Origin of the sequence: Bradyrhizobium barranii subsp. apii, from assembly GCF_011516635.5 — a bacterium.
GTDB lineage: Bacteria > Pseudomonadota > Alphaproteobacteria > Rhizobiales > Xanthobacteraceae > Bradyrhizobium > Bradyrhizobium barranii.
Genome location: NZ_CP096256.1, coordinates 120,169 through 139,897, shown reverse-complemented (window position 1 = coordinate 139,897; position 19,729 = coordinate 120,169). Strand labels below are relative to the sequence as shown.

Here is a 19,729-nt window from a genome sequence, read left to right as displayed (position 1 = left end):
TCACAAACCGCAGCAGTGGCGCCCGGCCAAGCTCGATGCGGTGCCGGCGCGGATCAAACCGCTCCCTCAGCTGCTCGGCGCCAGCACCATGAGCGCCATCCAGCTCGACCTCGGTCACCTCCAGTTGCGCCTTCCGCCACACCACCTGGGCCGGCTGCGACAGCCCCTCCCAGACAAACGAGGTGCGCAGGATGTCATGCCGATCCACCACCCGCTGGACCGCGGCAAGATAGCGCTCGAGCAGCCCACGCTCGGCAAACGCCATCTGCGATACCAGCAGGTATGGATCGCCCTTTGCCGCCAGCAGATGATGGAACAGGATGCCGTCCTGCAGCGGCGACAGGCCGTAAATGTCCTGGATGTTGCCAACCCCGCCGGGCACCGTGGCGATGATCCGGTCGATCTCGTCCTGTGCCAGCTCGATCAGCGGCAGCATCTGTGGCGTGATCGCCGCACTCCGTTCGGTGATCAGGTTGGCCGGGACCGCCACCTCCTGATGGTGGCCGAGGCTTGCGGCCAGATCCGCCAGCACCGGCTGGACGAACAGGGTGCGCACTTCGATGCCCAGCGACCGCCGCCGCAGAAGCTCCATCAACTGTACCGCCAACAGCGAGTGGCCGCCCAGTTCGAAGAAGTGATCGTGGCGCCCGATGCGCTCCACACCGAGAAGCTCGGCCCAGATCGTTGCCAGTGCCGTCTCGATCTCGCCCTGCGGCGGCGCGTAGGCGCGATGCGCATACGCCTCCTCGCCCGGGGCCGGCAGCGCGTTCCGATCGACCTTGCCGTTCACCGTCAGCGGCAGCCCCGCCAGCCGCACGAACGCAGACGGCACCATGTAGTCCGGCAGCCGCGCACTCAAGTGTGCGCGCAAACCCCCGGCAAGATCAGATTCCTCAGCTTCGGGGGCGACGACATACGCAACGAGCCGCTGCTCGCCGCGGCCATCCTCGCGCGCCACCACCACCGCATCACCCACCGCCGGATGCTCGAGGAGCCGCGCCGCGATCTCGCCCGGCTCGATCCGGAAGCCGCGGATCTTCACCTGCTCGTCGTTGCGCCCCAAAAACTCCAGATTGCCGCCCGCCAGGTAGCGTGCCAGGTCGCCGGTCCGGTACAGCCGGTCGCCGTCCACAAAGGGGCTGGCGATGAACCGCTCCGCCGTCAGCTCAGGGCGGTTCAGGTAGCCCCGCGCCACCCCCGCACCGCCAATGCAGAGCTCGCCCACCGCCCCGAACGGCACCGGCTCCCCATGACCATCCAGCAGATACACACGCGTGTTCGCAATCGGACGGCCAATATGCGGCACTACGTCTTCGGCGAAGAGCCGTCCCGAGGTCGCCACTACGGTAGCTTCCGTAGGTCCATAGTTGTTTATCAGTTTTAGGTTCGGTGCTAGCGATCCAGGAACACGCTGGAGACGATCACCGCCAACAAGCAAGTACTCCACCTTGGAGTTTACCAGCTTATACTCCAATGCGATTGTCGCGAGCGGGGTGATCAAGAAGCCAATGTCAGGTGACTGATCACGCCACCATTGGAGCAGAAGAGAATCTGCTGCTGACGCTCTGGGCGGGAGCAGCAACGTGCTGCGGTTACATAACGCAGACCATAGCTCCCAGGTGCTGGCATCGAACGCTACTCCAGCCGTGAGCGCGCAGCAGGTTTCTGGCTGGCGACAAAAGGTTTGCACATGCCATATTATAAGATTGACCAAGCTCCGATGCTCGACCATGACGCCCTTGGGCGTACCGGTGGATCCCGAGGTGTAGATCACGTAGGCGAGATGGCGGGAGGTGAGGCCGAGCGCGCGCGGGTCCGGATCCGATTCCGGCAGGCTGGCCCAGGCCGGTGCCGCCGCATCGAGTTCCAGCACGCTCGCATCGAGGCCCACATCGCCCAAGGCGGCGCGGCCCGCCGCATCGGTCAGCAGCAGCCGCGGCGCCGCATCCTCCAGCACCTGGCGCAACCGCGCCGACGGATAGGCCGGGTCCAGCGGCACATACGCCCCGCCGGCCTTCAGGATCGCCAAAAGCCCCACCACCATCAGCGGACTGCGCGCAACGCAGATTGCCACCGGCTGATCCGGCTTCACCCCGAGGGCGATCAGATGATGCGCCAGCTGGTTGGCGTGCGCATTGAGCGCGCCATAGCTTACGCGCTGGTCCTGATAGACCAGCGCCACCGCCTCCGGCGCCTTGCGCACCTGCGCCTCGAACAGCTCCTGGATGCACTTGTCCGCAGGATACGGTGCCGCCGTCCGGTTCAGCTCCTCCAGCAGATAGGTACGCTCGTCCGCTGGCAGGATGTCCAGCTCCCGCACCGGCGTGTCCGGCGCCCGCTCCAGCGCCTCTGCCAGCTGCTCGAGCGCCCGCTGCATGTAGCCGCAGATCCGATCCGCCGAGATAGGCTCCGCCACCTGCGCCGTCAGCCCGAGCGCCTCGCCAAAATCCTCCACTGACAAGGTCAGCGGATAATTGGTGCGCTCCTCCCCGCCCAGCCATTCCACGCCCACCAGACTGTCATCGGTTGCGGTGGCGACCGCCGCGGTGTTGTGGCGGTAGTTCAACAACGCGCTGAACAGCGGCGCCGGCGCCGCAATGGCACTGCAGCGCTGCGCCAGCGCCAGCGAGGCATGCTCATGTGCCAGCAGCTCGGCCAGCCGGGCATGCGTGGTTCGCACGCTCGCCTCGACCGCAGTCCCATCAAGATCAAGCCGCAGCGGCAGGGTGTTGATGAACAGCCCCATGGCGCGGTCGGCGCCGGCGTTGCCCTGCAGGCGGCCGAACAGCACCGTGCCGAACACCACCTGCTCGCGGCCGCTGCTGCGCGCCACCACCTGCCCCCACGCCAGATGGCACAGGCTTGCCAGACTGACGCCCAGCCGCCGCGCCTGTTCCCGCAGCCGCGCATGGAGCGCCGGCGGCAACAACCGATGCGCCTCACGAACCCCGCCGCCGTCGCCGCGCACCTCGCTCAAGCCGAACGGCGTGGTCGGCTCGTCGATGTCGGCCAGCAGCTCCCGGAAGAACGCTTCGTCCGCCTCGGCATCACCGCGTAGATGCACCTGCGCCACCAGATTGCGGAACGGCTGCGGCGCCGGCAGCTCATGCTGGCGCCCCTCCAGCTCGGCCCGGACCTCAGCATGCATCACGTCCAGCGTGGTGTGATCCCCGATCAGATGATGCTGCAGCTCCAGCAGCAGCCAGCGCGCGCTGCCGGGCTCGCGCGCAATCACAAACCGCAGCAGTGGCGCCCGGCCAAGCTCGATGCGGTGCCGGCGCGGATCAAACCGCTCCCTCAGCTGCTCGGCGCCAGCACCATGAGCGCCATCCAGCTCGACCTCGGTCACCTCCAGTTGCGCCTTCCGCCACACCACCTGGGCCGGCTGCGACAGCCCCTCCCAGACAAACGAGGTGCGCAGGATGTCATGCCGATCCACCACCCGCTGGACCGCGGCAAGATAGCGCTCGAGCAGCCCACGCTCGGCAAACGCCATCTGCGATACCAGCAGGTATGGATCGCCCTTTGCCGCCAGCAGATGATGGAACAGGATGCCGTCCTGCAGCGGCGACAGGCCGTAAATGTCCTGGATGTTGCCAACCCCGCCGGGCACCGTGGCGATGATCCGGTCGATCTCGTCCTGTGCCAGCTCGATCAGCGGCAGCATCTGTGGCGTGATCGCCGCACTCCGTTCGGTGATCAGGTTGGCCGGGACCGCCACCTCCTGATGGTGGCCGAGGCTTGCGGCCAGATCCGCCAGCACCGGCTGGGCGAACAGGGTGCGCACTTCGATGCCCAGCGACCGCCGCCGCAGAAGCTCCATCAACTGTACCGCCAACAGCGAGTGGCCGCCCAGTTCGAAGAAGTGATCGTGGCGCCCGATGCGCTCCACACCGAGAAGCTCGGCCCAGATCGTTGCCAGTGCCGTCTCGATCTCGCCCTGCGGCGGCGCGTAGGCGCGATGCGCATACGCCTCCTCGCCCGGGGCCGGCAGCGCGTTCCGATCGACCTTGCCGTTCACCGTCAGCGGCAGCCCCGCCAGCCGCACGAACGCAGACGGCACCATGTAGTCCGGCAGCCGCGCACTCAAGTGTGCGCGCAAACCCCCGGCAAGATCAGATTCCTCAGCTTCGGGGGCGACGACATACGCAACGAGCCGCTGCTCGCCGCGGCCATCCTCGCGCGCCACCACCACCGCATCACCCACCGCCGGATGCTCGAGGAGCCGCGCCGCGATCTCGCCCGGCTCGATCCGGAAGCCGCGGATCTTCACCTGCTCGTCGTTGCGCCCCAAAAACTCCAGATTGCCGCCCGCCAGGTAGCGTGCCAGGTCGCCGGTCCGGTACAGCCGGTCGCCGTCCACAAAGGGGCTGGCGATGAACCGCTCCGCCGTCAGCTCAGGGCGGTTCAGGTAGCCCCGCGCCACCCCCGCACCGCCAATGCAGAGCTCGCCCACCGCCCCGAACGGCACCGGCTCCCCATGACCATCCAGCAGATACACACGCGTGTTCGCAATCGGACGGCCAATCGTTTCAACGACAACGTCCCCCCTTCGTATGCAAATCCAGGTCGAGTAGGTCGTTGTCTCGGAAGGACCGTACAGATTACAGATCTTCTCGACACCACTGCTCTCAAATGCCTTCGCGATGAGATCCGCCTTCAGCCGCTCGCCGGCCAAATTGATGACGCTTGTCGAAGCCGGTACTGCTTTCTGATCGAGCAGAGCGGCGATCGCCGAAGGGACGGTGTTGATTAAGGAGACATCCGACTGCGTTTGCGCATTCTCGACAAGGTGCAGCCTGGTTCCTTGCGAGAGTGGAACGAAGCACTCGTAGATCGACAGATCAAAGCTGATCGAGGTGGCAAACAGCGTCCGGCTGATTTCTGATTCCGCAAACACGCCGCTGCTCCAATGCAGCAGGTTGACAGTGCTCCGATGCTCGACCATGACGCCCTTGGGCGTACCGGTGGATCCCGAGGTGTAGATCACGTAGGCGAGATGGCGGGAGGTGAGGCCGAGCGCGCGCGGGTCCGGATCCGATTCCGGCAGGCTGGCCCAGGCCGGTGCCGCCGCATCGAGCTCCAGCACGCTCGCATCGAGGCCCACATCGCCCAAGGCGGCGCGGCCCGCCGCATCGGTCAGCAGCAGCCGCGGCGCCGCATCCTCCAGCACCTGGCGCAACCGCGCCGACGGATAGGCCGGGTCCAGCGGCACATACGCCCCGCCGGCCTTCAGGATCGCCAAAAGCCCCACCACCATCAGCGGACTGCGCGCAACGCAGATTGCCACCGGCTGATCCGGCTTCACCCCGAGGGCGATCAGATGATGCGCCAGCTGGTTGGCGTGCGCATTGAGCGCGCCATAGCTTACGCGCTGGTCCTGATAGACCAGCGCCACCGCCTCCGGCGCCTTGCGCACCTGCGCCTCGAACAGCTCCTGGATGCACTTGTCCGCAGGATACGGTGCCGCCGTCCGGTTCAGCTCCTCCAGCAGATAGGTACGCTCGTCCGCTGGCAGGATGTCCAGCTCCCGCACCGGCGTGTCCGGCGCCCGCTCCAGCGCCTCTGCCAGCTGCTCGAGCGCCCGCTGCATGTAGCCGCAGATCCGATCCGCCGAGATAGGCTCCGCCACCTGCGCCGTCAGCCCGAGCGCCTCGCCAAAATCCTCCACTGACAAGGTCAGCGGATAATTGGTGCGCTCCTCCCCGCCCAGCCATTCCACGCCCACCAGACTGTCATCGGTTGCGGTGGCGACCGCCGCGGTGTTGTGGCGGTAGTTCAACAACGCGCTGAACAGCGGCGCCGGCGCCGCAATGGCACTGCAGCGCTGCGCCAGCGCCAGCGAGGCATGCTCATGTGCCAGCAGCTCGGCCAGCCGGGCATGCGTGGTTCGCACGCTCGCCTCGACCGCAGTCCCATCAAGATCAAGCCGCAGCGGCAGGGTGTTGATGAACAGCCCCATGGCGCGGTCGGCGCCGGCGTTGCCCTGCAGGCGGCCGAACAGCACCGTGCCGAACACCACCTGCTCGCGGCCGCTGCTGCGCGCCACCACCTGCCCCCACGCCAGATGGCACAGGCTTGCCAGACTGACGCCCAGCCGCCGCGCCTGTTCCCGCAGCCGCGCATGGAGCGCCGGCGGCAACAACCGATGCGCCTCACGAACCCCGCCGCCGTCGCCGCGCACCTCGCTCAAGCCGAACGGCGTGGTCGGCTCGTCGATGTCGGCCAGCAGCTCCCGGAAGAACGCTTCGTCCGCCTCGGCATCACCGCGTAGATGCACCTGCGCCACCAGATTGCGGAACGGCTGCGGCGCCGGCAGCTCATGCTGGCGCCCCTCCAGCTCGGCCCGGACCTCAGCATGCATCACGTCCAGCGTGGTGTGATCCCCGATCAGATGATGCTGCAGCTCCAGCAGCAGCCAGCGCGCGCTGCCGGGCTCGCGCGCAATCACAAACCGCAGCAGTGGCGCCCGGCCAAGCTCGATGCGGTGCCGGCGCGGATCAAACCGCTCCCTCAGCTGCTCGGCGCCAGCACCATGAGCGCCATCCAGCTCGACCTCGGTCACCTCCAGTTGCGCCTTCCGCCACACCACCTGGGCCGGCTGCGACAGCCCCTCCCAGACAAACGAGGTGCGCAGGATGTCATGCCGATCCACCACCCGCTGGACCGCGGCAAGATAGCGCTCGAGCAGCCCACGCTCGGCAAACGCCATCTGCGATACCAGCAGGTATGGATCGCCCTTTGCCGCCAGCAGATGATGGAACAGGATGCCGTCCTGCAGCGGCGACAGGCCGTAAATGTCCTGGATGTTGCCAACCCCGCCGGGCACCGTGGCGATGATCCGGTCGATCTCGTCCTGTGCCAGCTCGATCAGCGGCAGCATCTGTGGCGTGATCGCCGCACTCCGTTCGGTGATCAGGTTGGCCGGGACCGCCACCTCCTGATGGTGGCCGAGGCTTGCGGCCAGATCCGCCAGCACCGGCTGGGCGAACAGGGTGCGCACTTCGATGCCCAGCGACCGCCGCCGCAGAAGCTCCATCAACTGTACCGCCAACAGCGAGTGGCCGCCCAGTTCGAAGAAGTGATCGTGGCGCCCGATGCGCTCCACACCGAGAAGCTCGGCCCAGATCGTTGCCAGTGCCGTCTCGATCTCGCCCTGCGGCGGCGCGTAGGCGCGATGCGCATACGCCTCCTCGCCCGGGGCCGGCAGCGCGTTCCGATCGACCTTGCCGTTCACCGTCAGCGGCAGCCCCGCCAGCCGCACGAACGCAGACGGCACCATGTAGTCCGGCAGCCGCGCACTCAAGTGTGCGCGCAAACCCCCGGCAAGATCAGATTCCTCAGCTTCGGGGGCGACGACATACGCAACGAGCCGCTGCTCGCCGCGGCCATCCTCGCGCGCCACCACCACCGCATCACCCACCGCCGGATGCTCGAGGAGCCGCGCCGCGATCTCGCCCGGCTCGATCCGGAAGCCGCGGATCTTCACCTGCTCGTCGTTGCGCCCCAAAAACTCCAGATTGCCGCCCGCCAGGTAGCGTGCCAGGTCGCCGGTCCGGTACAGCCGGTCGCCGTCCACAAAGGGGCTGGCGATGAACCGCTCCGCCGTCAGCTCAGGGCGGTTCAGGTAGCCCCGCGCCACCCCCGCACCGCCAATGCAGAGCTCGCCCACCGCCCCGAACGGCACCGGCTCCCCATGACCATCCAGCAGATACACACGCGTGTTCGCAATCGGACGGCCAATCGGGATGTTGCTGGGTAGAGATGGCTCTCTCGGAATGTCATAGAAGATACAACCGACAGCTGCTTCAGTTGGGCCGTACTCGTTCACCATTCTCACCGTGGGCTGGATCCTGCGCCACAACTCCACTGTCGAATGCGACAGCGCTTCACCGCCGATGATAAGCAATCCAACGCGGCTCGGCGCCGAGTCCGCTAGCATCTGTTGCCCAAGAGCATTCAGATGGCTCGGGGTAATATTGACGATCCCGCAGTCCGAGCGGACCGTCTCTTTGAGTCCTTCGACCTCATCTCTCTCCTTTATAAGGAATGCATGGCCACCACAGATCAGAGGCGCAAACAGGCTGTTGATTGTCGCATCGAAGACCAGAGGCGAGGAAATCACGGAGGATGATCTGGGAGCGTACGCATCGCGGGCCCAGGAGAGATAATTGACCAAGCTCCGATGCTCGACCATGACGCCCTTGGGCGTACCGGTGGATCCCGAGGTGTAGATCACGTAGGCGAGATGGCGGGAGGTGAGGCCGAGCGCGCGCGGGTCCGGATCCGATTCCGGCAGGCTGGCCCAGGCCGGTGCCGCCGCATCGAGCTCCAGCACGCTCGCATCGAGGCCCACATCGCCCAAGGCGGCGCGGCCCGCCGCATCGGTCAGCAGCAGCCGCGGCGCCGCATCCTCCAGCACCTGGCGCAACCGCGCCGACGGATAGGCCGGGTCCAGCGGCACATACGCCCCGCCGGCCTTCAGGATCGCCAAAAGCCCCACCACCATCAGCGGACTGCGCGCAACGCAGATTGCCACCGGCTGATCCGGCTTCACCCCGAGGGCGATCAGATGATGCGCCAGCTGGTTGGCGTGCGCATTGAGCGCGCCATAGCTTACGCGCTGGTCCTGATAGACCAGCGCCACCGCCTCCGGCGCCTTGCGCACCTGCGCCTCGAACAGCTCCTGGATGCACTTGTCCGCAGGATACGGTGCCGCCGTCCGGTTCAGCTCCTCCAGCAGATAGGTGCGCTCGGCGGACGACAGCAGCTCAATCCGCCCGACCTCTTGCTGCGCATCGGCAGCCATCGCCCGCAGCAGCGCCAGCAGATAATCCCGCTGCCGCTCGATCGTCGTCTGATCAAACAGCGCGGTGGCATAAGCCAGCGTTCCGGCGATCTCCTCACCCTGCTCGCCAAGGCTCAGCTCCAGATCGAACTTGACCTGATCAATCTCTTCCCCGGCAGCTTCCACACTCAGCCCCGGCAGGTCCAATGACCCAACCGCATTGTTCTCCCAGGCCAGCATCACCTGGAACAACGGCGTATGATCAAGAGCCCGCGGCGGCTGCACGATCTCCACCACCTGCTCGAACGGCAGCTCCTGGTGCTCCTGCGCTCCCAACGCCGTGCGCCGCGTCCGCTCCAACAGCTCCGACACGCTCGGCTCGCCCGACAGGTCCAGCCGGAGCGCCAGGGTGTTGACGAAGAAGCCGATCAGCTCTTCGATCTCGCGGTGCCCCCGATTGGCACTCGGCACCCCGATCACAAGATCGTCCTGTCCCGACAGACGCGACAGCACCGCAGCCCACCCCGCCAGCACGGTCATGAACAATGTCGTGCCATGCTGCCGGCTCAGCCGCTTCAGCCCCCGCGTCAGATCCGCATCAATGATGATCGGGACCGTCGCCCCGGCAAACGACTGTTGCGCCGGCCGCGGCCGGTCCGTCGGCAGCGCCAGACGGGCCGGCGCGCCGGACAGATTGCTGCGCCAATACTGCGCCTGGCGCTGCAGCCGTTCCCCCGACAGCCACTGCCGTTGCCAGGCAGCATAGTCCGGATACTGGATCGCAAGCGGCGGCAGCGGATCGTCCTGCCCAGCCGCGAATGCCCGGTACAGCTGAGTGAGCTCGCCCACCAACACGCCCAGCGACCAGCCGTCCGAGACGATGTGGTGCTGGGTCAGCAGCAACACGTGCGCCTCGTCCGACAGCCGGATCAGCCGGCCGCGGATCAGCGGGCCCCGCGCCAGATCAAACGGCGTGCGCGCCTCCTGCTGGCACAGCTGCGACAGCGCGGCGTCCGCATCCAGCCTGCCCCGCAGATCGTGCTCCACGACCGGCAGCCCCGCCTCCTCCGGCAGAAGCTCAACCCGGAGCTTGCCCTCCGAGGTGACAAAGACGCTGCGCAGCGCCTCATGCCGCGCAAACAAACGGTCCAGGCTGCGTTGCCAGGCGCTGCGGTCGAGCCCACCCTTCAGCCGCCACGCCAGCGGCACGTGATAGTGCGTGCTGCCCTGATCCAGCTGCGCCAAAAACCACAGCCGCTGCTGCGCAAATGACAGCACAAGCGGCTCGTGACGTGACACGGCCACAATCGCCGGCAGCTCTTGCGGACCGCAGCGGCTCAACAGCTCGACGATGCTTGCCGCCAGATCGGCCAGCACCGGTCTTGCAAACAGCGTCCGCAGCGGCAGCTCGACACCCTGCGCCTGCGACAGCCGGCTCGACATCTGTACTGCCAACAGCGAGTGGCCGCCCAGTTCGAAGAAGTGATCGTGGCGCCCGATGCGCTCCACACCGAGAAGCTCGGCCCAGATCGTTGCCAGCGCCGTCTCGATCTCGCCCTGCGGCGGCGCGTAGGCGCGATGCGCATACGCCTCCTCGCCCGGGGCCGGCAGCGCGTTCCGATCGACCTTGCCGTTCACCGTCAGCGGCAGCCCCGCCAGCCGCACGAACGCAGACGGCACCATGTAGTCCGGCAGCCGCGCACTCAAGTGTGCGCGCAAACCCCCGGCAAGATCAGATTCCTCAGCTTCGGGGGCGACGACATACGCAACGAGCCGCTGCTCGCCGCGGCCATCCTCGCGCGCCACCACCACCGCATCACCCACCGCCGGATGCTCGAGGAGCCGCGCCGCGATCTCGCCCGGCTCGATCCGGAAGCCGCGGATCTTCACCTGCTCGTCGTTGCGCCCCAAAAACTCCAGATTGCCGTCCGCCAGGTAGCGTGCCAGGTCGCCGGTCCGGTACAGCCGGTCGCCGTCCACAAAGGGGCTGGCGATGAACCGCTCCGCCGTCAGCTCAGGGCGGTTCAGGTAGCCCCGCGCCACCCCCGCACCGCCAATGCAGAGCTCGCCCACCGCCCCGAACGGCACCGGCTCCCCATGATCGTCCAGCAGATAGATCCGAAGATCGGGAATGCGCCTTCCGATCTGACTGCCCGAATCGGTGGTGTCAGACTGATCAAGAGACCGATAGGTGACATGCACGGTCGTTTCCGTAATACCGTACATGTTGATCAATTGTGGTGCACGATCTGAATGCCTTGCATACCACGGCTTCAGAATCGATGGCTCCAGAGCCTCTCCACCCAAAATAACGTAGCGAAGGCGGTTTCGAGCACCGCGCTGACGCTCCAGATCCACAAGAGCTTTAAAAGCCGAAGGGGTCTGATTCAGAACTGTAACGCCGGACTTGCAGATGAGATCATCGAAGTCAGGAGCAGAGCGAGCGGTGTCGCTCGGCACAAGAATCAAACGACCGCCATAACGCAGTGCGCCCCACAACTCCCACACCGAGAAGTCGAACGAGAAGGAATGGAACAGGCACCATACGTCCTGTTCAGTGAACCCATACCATTCCTGCGTCGCCTCGAACAAACGAACGATCTGAGCATGCTCGACCATGACGCCCTTGGGCGTACCGGTGGATCCCGAGGTGTAGATCACGTAGGCGAGATGGCGGGAGGTGAGGCCGAGCGCGCGCGGGTCCGGATCCGATTCCGGCAGGCTGGCCCAGGCCGGTGCCGCCGCATCGAGTTCCAGCACGCTCGCATCGAGGCCCACATCGCCCAAGGCGGCGCGGCCCGCCGCATCGGTCAGCAGCAGCCGCGGCGCCGCATCCTCCAGCACCTGGCGCAACCGCGCCGACGGATAGGCCGGGTCCAGCGGCACATACGCCCCGCCGGCCTTCAGGATCGCCAAAAGCCCCACCACCATCAGCGGACTGCGCGCAACGCAGATTGCCACCGGCTGATCCGGCTTCACCCCGAGGGCGATCAGATGATGCGCCAGCTGGTTGGCGTGCGCATTGAGCGCGCCATAGCTTACGCGCTGGTCCTGATAGACCAGCGCCACCGCCTCCGGCGCCTTGCGCACCTGCGCCTCGAACAGCTCCTGGATGCACTTGTCCGCAGGATACGGTGCCGCCGTCCGGTTCAGCTCCTCCAGCAGATAGGTACGCTCGTCCGCTGGCAGGATGTCCAGCTCCCGCACCGGCGTGTCCGGCGCCCGCTCCAGCGCCTCTGCCAGCTGCTCGAGCGCCCGCTGCATGTAGCCGCAGATCCGATCCGCCGAGATAGGCTCCGCCACCTGCGCCGTCAGCCCGAGCGCCTCGCCAAAATCCTCCACTGACAAGGTCAGCGGATAATTGGTGCGCTCCTCCCCGCCCAGCCATTCCACGCCCACCAGACTGTCATCGGTTGCGGTGGCGACCGCCGCGGTGTTGTGGCGGTAGTTCAACAACGCGCTGAACAGCGGCGCCGGCGCCGCAATGGCACTGCAGCGCTGCGCCAGCGCCAGCGAGGCATGCTCATGTGCCAGCAGCTCGGCCAGCCGGGCATGCGTGGTTCGCACGCTCGCCTCGACCGCAGTCCCATCAAGATCAAGCCGCAGCGGCAGGGTGTTGATGAACAGCCCCATGGCGCGGTCGGCGCCGGCGTTGCCCTGCAGGCGGCCGAACAGCACCGTGCCGAACACCACCTGCTCGCGGCCGCTGCTGCGCGCCACCACCTGCCCCCACGCCAGATGGCACAGGCTTGCCAGACTGACGCCCAGCCGCCGCGCCTGTTCCCGCAGCCGCGCATGGAGCGCCGGCGGCAACAACCGATGCGCCTCACGAACCCCGCCGCCGTCGCCGCGCACCTCGCTCAAGCCGAACGGCGTGGTCGGCTCGTCGATGTCGGCCAGCAGCTCCCGGAAGAACGCTTCGTCCGCCTCGGCATCACCGCGTAGATGCACCTGCGCCACCAGATTGCGGAACGGCTGCGGCGCCGGCAGCTCATGCTGGCGCCCCTCCAGCTCGGCCCGGACCTCAGCATGCATCACGTCCAGCGTGGTGTGATCCCCGATCAGATGATGCTGCAGCTCCAGCAGCAGCCAGCGCGCGCTGCCGGGCTCGCGCGCAATCACAAACCGCAGCAGTGGCGCCCGGCCAAGCTCGATGCGGTGCCGGCGCGGATCAAACCGCTCCCTCAGCTGCTCGGCGCCAGCACCATGAGCGCCATCCAGCTCGACCTCGGTCACCTCCAGTTGCGCCTTCCGCCACACCACCTGGGCCGGCTGCGACAGCCCCTCCCAGACAAACGAGGTGCGCAGGATGTCATGCCGATCCACCACCCGCTGGACCGCGGCAAGATAGCGCTCGAGCAGCCCACGCTCGGCAAACGCCATCTGCGATACCAGCAGGTATGGATCGCCCTTTGCCGCCAGCAGATGATGGAACAGGATGCCGTCCTGCAGCGGCGACAGGCCGTAAATGTCCTGGATGTTGCCAACCCCGCCGGGCACCGTGGCGATGATCCGGTCGATCTCGTCCTGTGCCAGCTCGATCAGCGGCAGCATCTGTGGCGTGATCGCCGCACTCCGTTCGGTGATCAGGTTGGCCGGGACCGCCACCTCCTGATGGTGGCCGAGGCTTGCGGCCAGATCCGCCAGCACCGGCTGGGCGAACAGGGTGCGCACTTCGATGCCCAGCGACCGCCGCCGCAGAAGCTCCATCAACTGTACCGCCAACAGCGAGTGGCCGCCCAGTTCGAAGAAGTGATCGTGGCGCCCGATGCGCTCCACACCGAGAAGCTCGGCCCAGATCGTTGCCAGTGCCGTCTCGATCTCGCCCTGCGGCGGCGCGTAGGCGCGATGCGCATACGCCTCCTCGCCCGGGGCCGGCAGCGCGTTCCGATCGACCTTGCCGTTCACCGTCAGCGGCAGCCCCGCCAGCCGCACGAACGCAGACGGCACCATGTAGTCCGGCAGCCGCGCACTCAAGTGTGCGCGCAAACCCCCGGCAAGATCAGATTCCTCAGCTTCGGGGGCGACGACATACGCAACGAGCCGCTGCTCGCCGCGGCCATCCTCGCGCGCCACCACCACCGCATCACCCACCGCCGGATGCTCGAGGAGCCGCGCCGCGATCTCGCCCGGCTCGATCCGGAAGCCGCGGATCTTCACCTGCTCGTCGTTGCGCCCCAAAAACTCCAGATTGCCGCCCGCCAGGTAGCGTGCCAGGTCGCCGGTCCGGTACAGCCGGTCGCCGTCCACAAAGGGGCTGGCGATGAACCGCTCCGCCGTCAGCTCAGGGCGGTTCAGGTAGCCCCGCGCCACCCCCGCACCGCCAATGCAGAGCTCGCCCACCGCCCCGAACGGCACCGGCTCCCCATGACCATCCAGCAGATACACACGCGTGTTCGCAATCGGACGGCCAATCGGGATGTTGCTGGGTAGAGATGGCTCTCTCGGAATGTCATAGAAGATACAACCGACAGCTGCTTCAGTTGGGCCGTACTCGTTCACCATTCTCACCGTGGGCTGGATCCTGCGCCACAACTCCACTGTCGAATGCGACAGCGCTTCACCGCCGATGATAAGCAATCCAACGCGGCTCGGCGCCGAGTCCGCTAGCATCTGTTGCCCAAGAGCATTCAGATGGCTCGGGGTAATATTGACGATCCCGCAGTCCGAGCGGACCGTCTCTTTGAGTCCTTCGACCTCATCTCTCTCCTTTATAAGGAATGCATGGCCACCACAGATCAGAGGCGCAAACAGGCTGTTGATTGTCGCATCGAAGACCAGAGGCGAGGAAATCACGGAGGATGATCTGGGAGCGTACGCATCGCGGGCCCAGGAGAGATAATTGACCAAGCTCCGATGCTCGACCATGACGCCCTTGGGCGTACCGGTGGATCCCGAGGTGTAGATCACGTAGGCGAGATGGCGGGAGGTGAGGCCGAGCGCGCGCGTATCCGGATCCGATTCCGGCAGGCTGGCCCAGGCCGGTGCCGCCGCATCGAGTTCCAGCACGCTCGCATCGAGGCCCACATCGCCCAAGGCGGCGCGGCCCGCCGCATCGGTCAGCAGCAGCCGCGGCGCCGCATCCTCCAGCACCTGGCGCAACCGCGCCGACGGATAGGCCGGGTCCAGCGGCACATACGCCCCGCCGGCCTTCAGGATCGCCAAAAGCCCCACCACCATCAGCGGACTGCGCGCAACGCAGATTGCCACCGGCTGATCCGGCTTCACCCCGAGGGCGATCAGATGATGCGCCAGCTGGTTGGCGTGCGCATTGAGCGCGCCATAGCTTACGCGCTGGTCCTGATAGACCAGCGCCACCGCCTCCGGCGCCTTGCGCACCTGCGCCTCGAACAGCTCCTGGATGCACTTGTCCGCAGGATACGGTGCCGCCGTCCGGTTCAGCTCCTCCAGCAGATAGGTGCGCTCGGCGGACGACAGCAGCTCAATCCGCCCGACCTCTTGCTGCGCATCGGCAGCCATCGCCCGCAGCAGCGCCAGCAGATAATCCCGCTGCCGCTCGATCGTCGTCTGATCAAACAGCGCGGTGGCATAAGCCAGCGTTCCGGCGATCTCCTCACCCTGCTCGCCAAGGCTCAGCTCCAGATCGAACTTGACCTGATCAATCTCTTCCCCGGCAGCTTCCACACTCAGCCCCGGCAGGTCCAATGACCCAACCGCATTGTTCTCCCAGGCCAGCATCACCTGGAACAACGGCGTATGATCAAGAGCCCGCGGCGGCTGCACGATCTCCACCACCTGCTCGAACGGCAGCTCCTGGTGCTCCTGCGCTCCCAACGCCGTGCGCCGCGTCCGCTCCAACAGCTCCGACACGCTCGGCTCGCCCGACAGGTCCAGCCGGAGCGCCAGGGTGTTGACGAAGAAGCCGATCAGCTCTTCGATCTCGCGGTGCCCCCGATTGGCACTCGGCACCCCGATCACAAGATCGTCCTGTCCCGACAGACGCGACAGCACCGCAGCCCACCCCGCCAGCACGGTCATGAACAATGTCGTGCCATGCTGCCGGCTCAGCCGCTTCAGCCCCCGCGTCAGATCCGCATCAATGATGATCGGGACCGTCGCCCCGGCAAACGACTGTTGCGCCGGCCGCGGCCGGTCCGTCGGCAGCGCCAGACGGGCCGGCGCGCCGGACAGATTGCTGCGCCAATACTGCGCCTGGCGCTGCAGCCGTTCCCCCGACAGCCACTGCCGTTGCCAGGCAGCATAGTCCGGATACTGGATCGCAAGCGGCGGCAGCGGATCGTCCTGCCCAGCCGCGAATGCCCGGTACAGCTGAGTGAGCTCGCCCACCAACACGCCCAGCGACCAGCCGTCCGAGACGATGTGGTGCTGGGTCAGCAGCAACACGTGCGCCTCGTCCGACAGCCGGATCAGCCGGCCGCGGATCAGCGGGCCCCGCGCCAGATCAAACGGCGTGCGCGCCTCCTGCTGGCACAGCTGCGACAGCGCGGCGTCCGCATCCAGCCTGCCCCGCAGATCGTGCTCCACGACCGGCAGCCCCGCCTCCTCCGGCAGAAGCTCAACCCGGAGCTTGCCCTCCGAGGTGACAAAGACGCTGCGCAGCGCCTCATGCCGCGCAAACAAACGGTCCAGGCTGCGTTGCCAGGCGCTGCGGTCGAGCCCACCCTTCAGCCGCCACGCCAGCGGCACGTGATAGTGCGTGCTGCCCTGATCCAGCTGCGCCAAAAACCACAGCCGCTGCTGCGCAAATGACAGCACAAGCGGCTCGTGACGTGACACGGCCACAATCGCCGGCAGCTCTTGCGGACCGCAGCGGCTCAACAGCTCGACGATGCTTGCCGCCAGATCGGCCAGCACCGGTCTTGCAAACAGCGTCCGCAGCGGCAGCTCGACACCCTGCGCCTGCGACAGCCGGCTCGACATCTGTACTGCCAACAGCGAGTGGCCGCCCAGTTCGAAGAAGTGATCGTGGCGCCCGATGCGCTCCACACCGAGAAGCTCGGCCCAGATCGTTGCCAGCGCCGTCTCGATCTCGCCCTGCGGCGGCGCGTAGGCGCGATGCGCATACGCCTCCTCGCCCGGGGCCGGCAGCGCGTTCCGATCGACCTTGCCGTTCACCGTCAGCGGCAGCCCCGCCAGCCGCACGAACGCAGACGGCACCATGTAGTCCGGCAGCCGCGCACTCAAGTGTGCGCGCAAACCCCCGGCAAGATCAGATTCCTCAGCTTCGGGGGCGACGACATACGCAACGAGCCGCTGCTCGCCGCGGCCATCCTCGCGCGCCACCACCACCGCATCACCCACCGCCGGATGCTCGAGGAGCCGCGCCGCGATCTCGCCCGGCTCGATCCGGAAGCCGCGGATCTTCACCTGCTCGTCGTTGCGCCCCAAAAACTCCAGATTGCCGCCCGCCAGGTAGCGTGCCAGGTCGCCGGTCCGGTACAGCCGGTCGCCGTCCACAAAGGGGCTGGCGATGAACCGCTCCGCCGTCAGCTCAGGGCGGTTCAGGTAGCCCCGCGCCACCCCCGCACCGCCAATGCAGAGCTCGCCCACCGCCCCGAACGGCACCGGCTCCCCATGATCGTCCAGCAGATAGATCCGCGTGTTCGCGATCGGACGGCCGATCGGGACAATGGCCTCATCAAACTCAGCCGGACAACTCCAGGTCGTCGCACAAACCGTCGTTTCGGTCGGTCCATAGCCGTTGACAATGGATGCGGCAGGCAGGCATCGGATAAGTTCAGCCTTCGGCAGCTCTCCGGCAAGAATGAGAGCTTGCGACGCCAAATATTCCACATGCTTGCTTTGCTGAAGTAAGGCTGGGGGCAACGTCGCGTGCGTGATGGCTTCGCTTCGCAGATAATCCGATAGCTTGGTGCTCGCTTGACAGAGCTCATCCGCAGGCAAATGCAATGCGGCTCCCGAGCCAAACGCCATTATAATTTCCCAAACACTCGCATCAAAACCAAAGGAGGCAAACTGCACTATTCGGCTGTTTGAACAAACGCCCAAAAGCGTTATCTGAGCCAGCCCCAGATTGACCAAGCTCCGATGCTCGACCATGACGCCCTTGGGCGTACCGGTGGATCCCGAGGTGTAGATCACGTAGGCGAGATGGCGGGAGGTGAGGCCGAGCGCGCGCGGGTCCGGATCCGATTCCGGCAGGCTGGCCCAGGCCGGTGCCGCCGCATCGAGTTCCAGCACGCTCGCATCGAGGCCCACATCGCCCAAGGCGGCGCGGCCCGCCGCATCGGTCAGCAGCAGCCGCGGCGCCGCATCCTCCAGCACCTGGCGCAACCGCGCCGACGGATAGGCCGGGTCCAGCGGCACATACGCCCCGCCGGCCTTCAGGATCGCCAAAAGCCCCACCACCATCAGCGGACTGCGCGCAACGCAGATTGCCACCGGCTGATCCGGCTTCACCCCGAGGGCGATCAGATGATGCGCCAGCTGGTTGGCGTGCGCATTGAGCGCGCCATAGCTTACGCGCTGGTCCTGATAGACCAGCGCCACCGCCTCCGGCGCCTTGCGCACCTGCGCCTCGAACAGCTCCTGGATGCACTTGTCCGCAGGATACGGTGCCGCCGTCCGGTTCAGCTCCTCCAGCAGATAGGTGCGCTCGGCGGACGACAGCAGCTCAATCCGCCCGACCTCTTGCTGCGCATCGGCAGCCATCGCCCGCAGCAGCGCCAGCAGATAATCCCGCTGCCGCTCGATCGTCGTCTGATCAAACAGCGCGGTGGCATAAGCCAGCGTTCCGGCGATCTCCTCACCCTGCTCGCCAAGGCTCAGCTCCAGATCGAACTTGACCTGATCAATCTCTTCCCCGGCAGCTTCCACACTCAGCCCCGGCAGGTCCAATGACCCAACCGCATTGTTCTCCCAGGCCAGCATCACCTGGAACAACGGCGTATGATCAAGAGCCCGCGGCGGCTGCACGATCTCCACCACCTGCTCGAACGGCAGCTCCTGGTGCTCCTGCGCTCCCAACGCCGTGCGCCGCGTCCGCTCCAACAGCTCCGACACGCTCGGCTCGCCCGACAGGTCCAGCCGGAGCGCCAGGGTGTTGACGAAGAAGCCGATCAGCTCTTCGATCTCGCGGTGCCCCCGATTGGCACTCGGCACCCCGATCACAAGATCGTCCTGTCCCGACAGACGCGACAGCACCGCAGCCCACCCCGCCAGCACGGTCATGAACAATGTCGTGCCATGCTGCCGGCTCAGCCGCTTCAGCCCCCGCGTCAGATCCGCATCAATGATGATCGGGACCGTCGCCCCGGCAAACGACTGTTGCGCCGGCCGCGGCCGGTCCGTCGGCAGCGCCAGACGGGCCGGCGCGCCGGACAGATTGCTGCGCCAATACTGCGCCTGGCGCTGCAGCCGTTCCCCCGACAGCCACTGCCGTTGCCAGGCAGCATAGTCCGGATACTGGATCGCAAGCGGCGGCAGCGGATCGTCCTGCCCAGCCGCGAATGCCCGGTACAGCTGAGTGAGCTCGCCCACCAACACGCCCAGCGACCAGCCGTCCGAGACGATGTGGTGCTGGGTCAGCAGCAACACGTGCGCCTCGTCCGACAGCCGGATCAGCCGGCCGCGGATCAGCGGGCCCCGCGCCAGATCAAACGGCGTGCGCGCCTCCTGCTGGCACAGCTGCGACAGCGCGGCGTCCGCATCCAGCCTGCCCCGCAGATCGTGCTCCACGACCGGCAGCCCCGCCTCCTCCGGCAGAAGCTCAACCCGGAGCTTGCCCTCCGAGGTGACAAAGACGCTGCGCAGCGCCTCATGCCGCGCAAACAAACGGTCCAGGCTGCGTTGCCAGGCGCTGCGGTCGAGCCCACCCTTCAGCCGCCACGCCAGCCGAATGTGATACTGCGTGCTGCCCTGATCCAGCTGCGCCAAAAACCACAGCCGCTGCTGCGCAAACGATGGTGCTAGCGCGGTTTCGCGCCCGACCTTTCGCAT

General features: G+C 66.7%; 1 protein-coding gene (cut by a window edge). It reads right to left on the bottom strand.

The window, feature by feature from the left end; all coding sequences use genetic code 11:
• Positions 1-19,729 carry the 5' portion of a non-ribosomal peptide synthase/polyketide synthase gene (locus HAP41_RS47780; protein WP_208012695.1) on the bottom strand. 16,382 nt of this gene lie to the left of the window's left edge, so only the first 19,729 of its 36,111 coding nucleotides appear in the window; its start codon is at positions 19,727-19,729; the stop codon falls past the left edge of the window.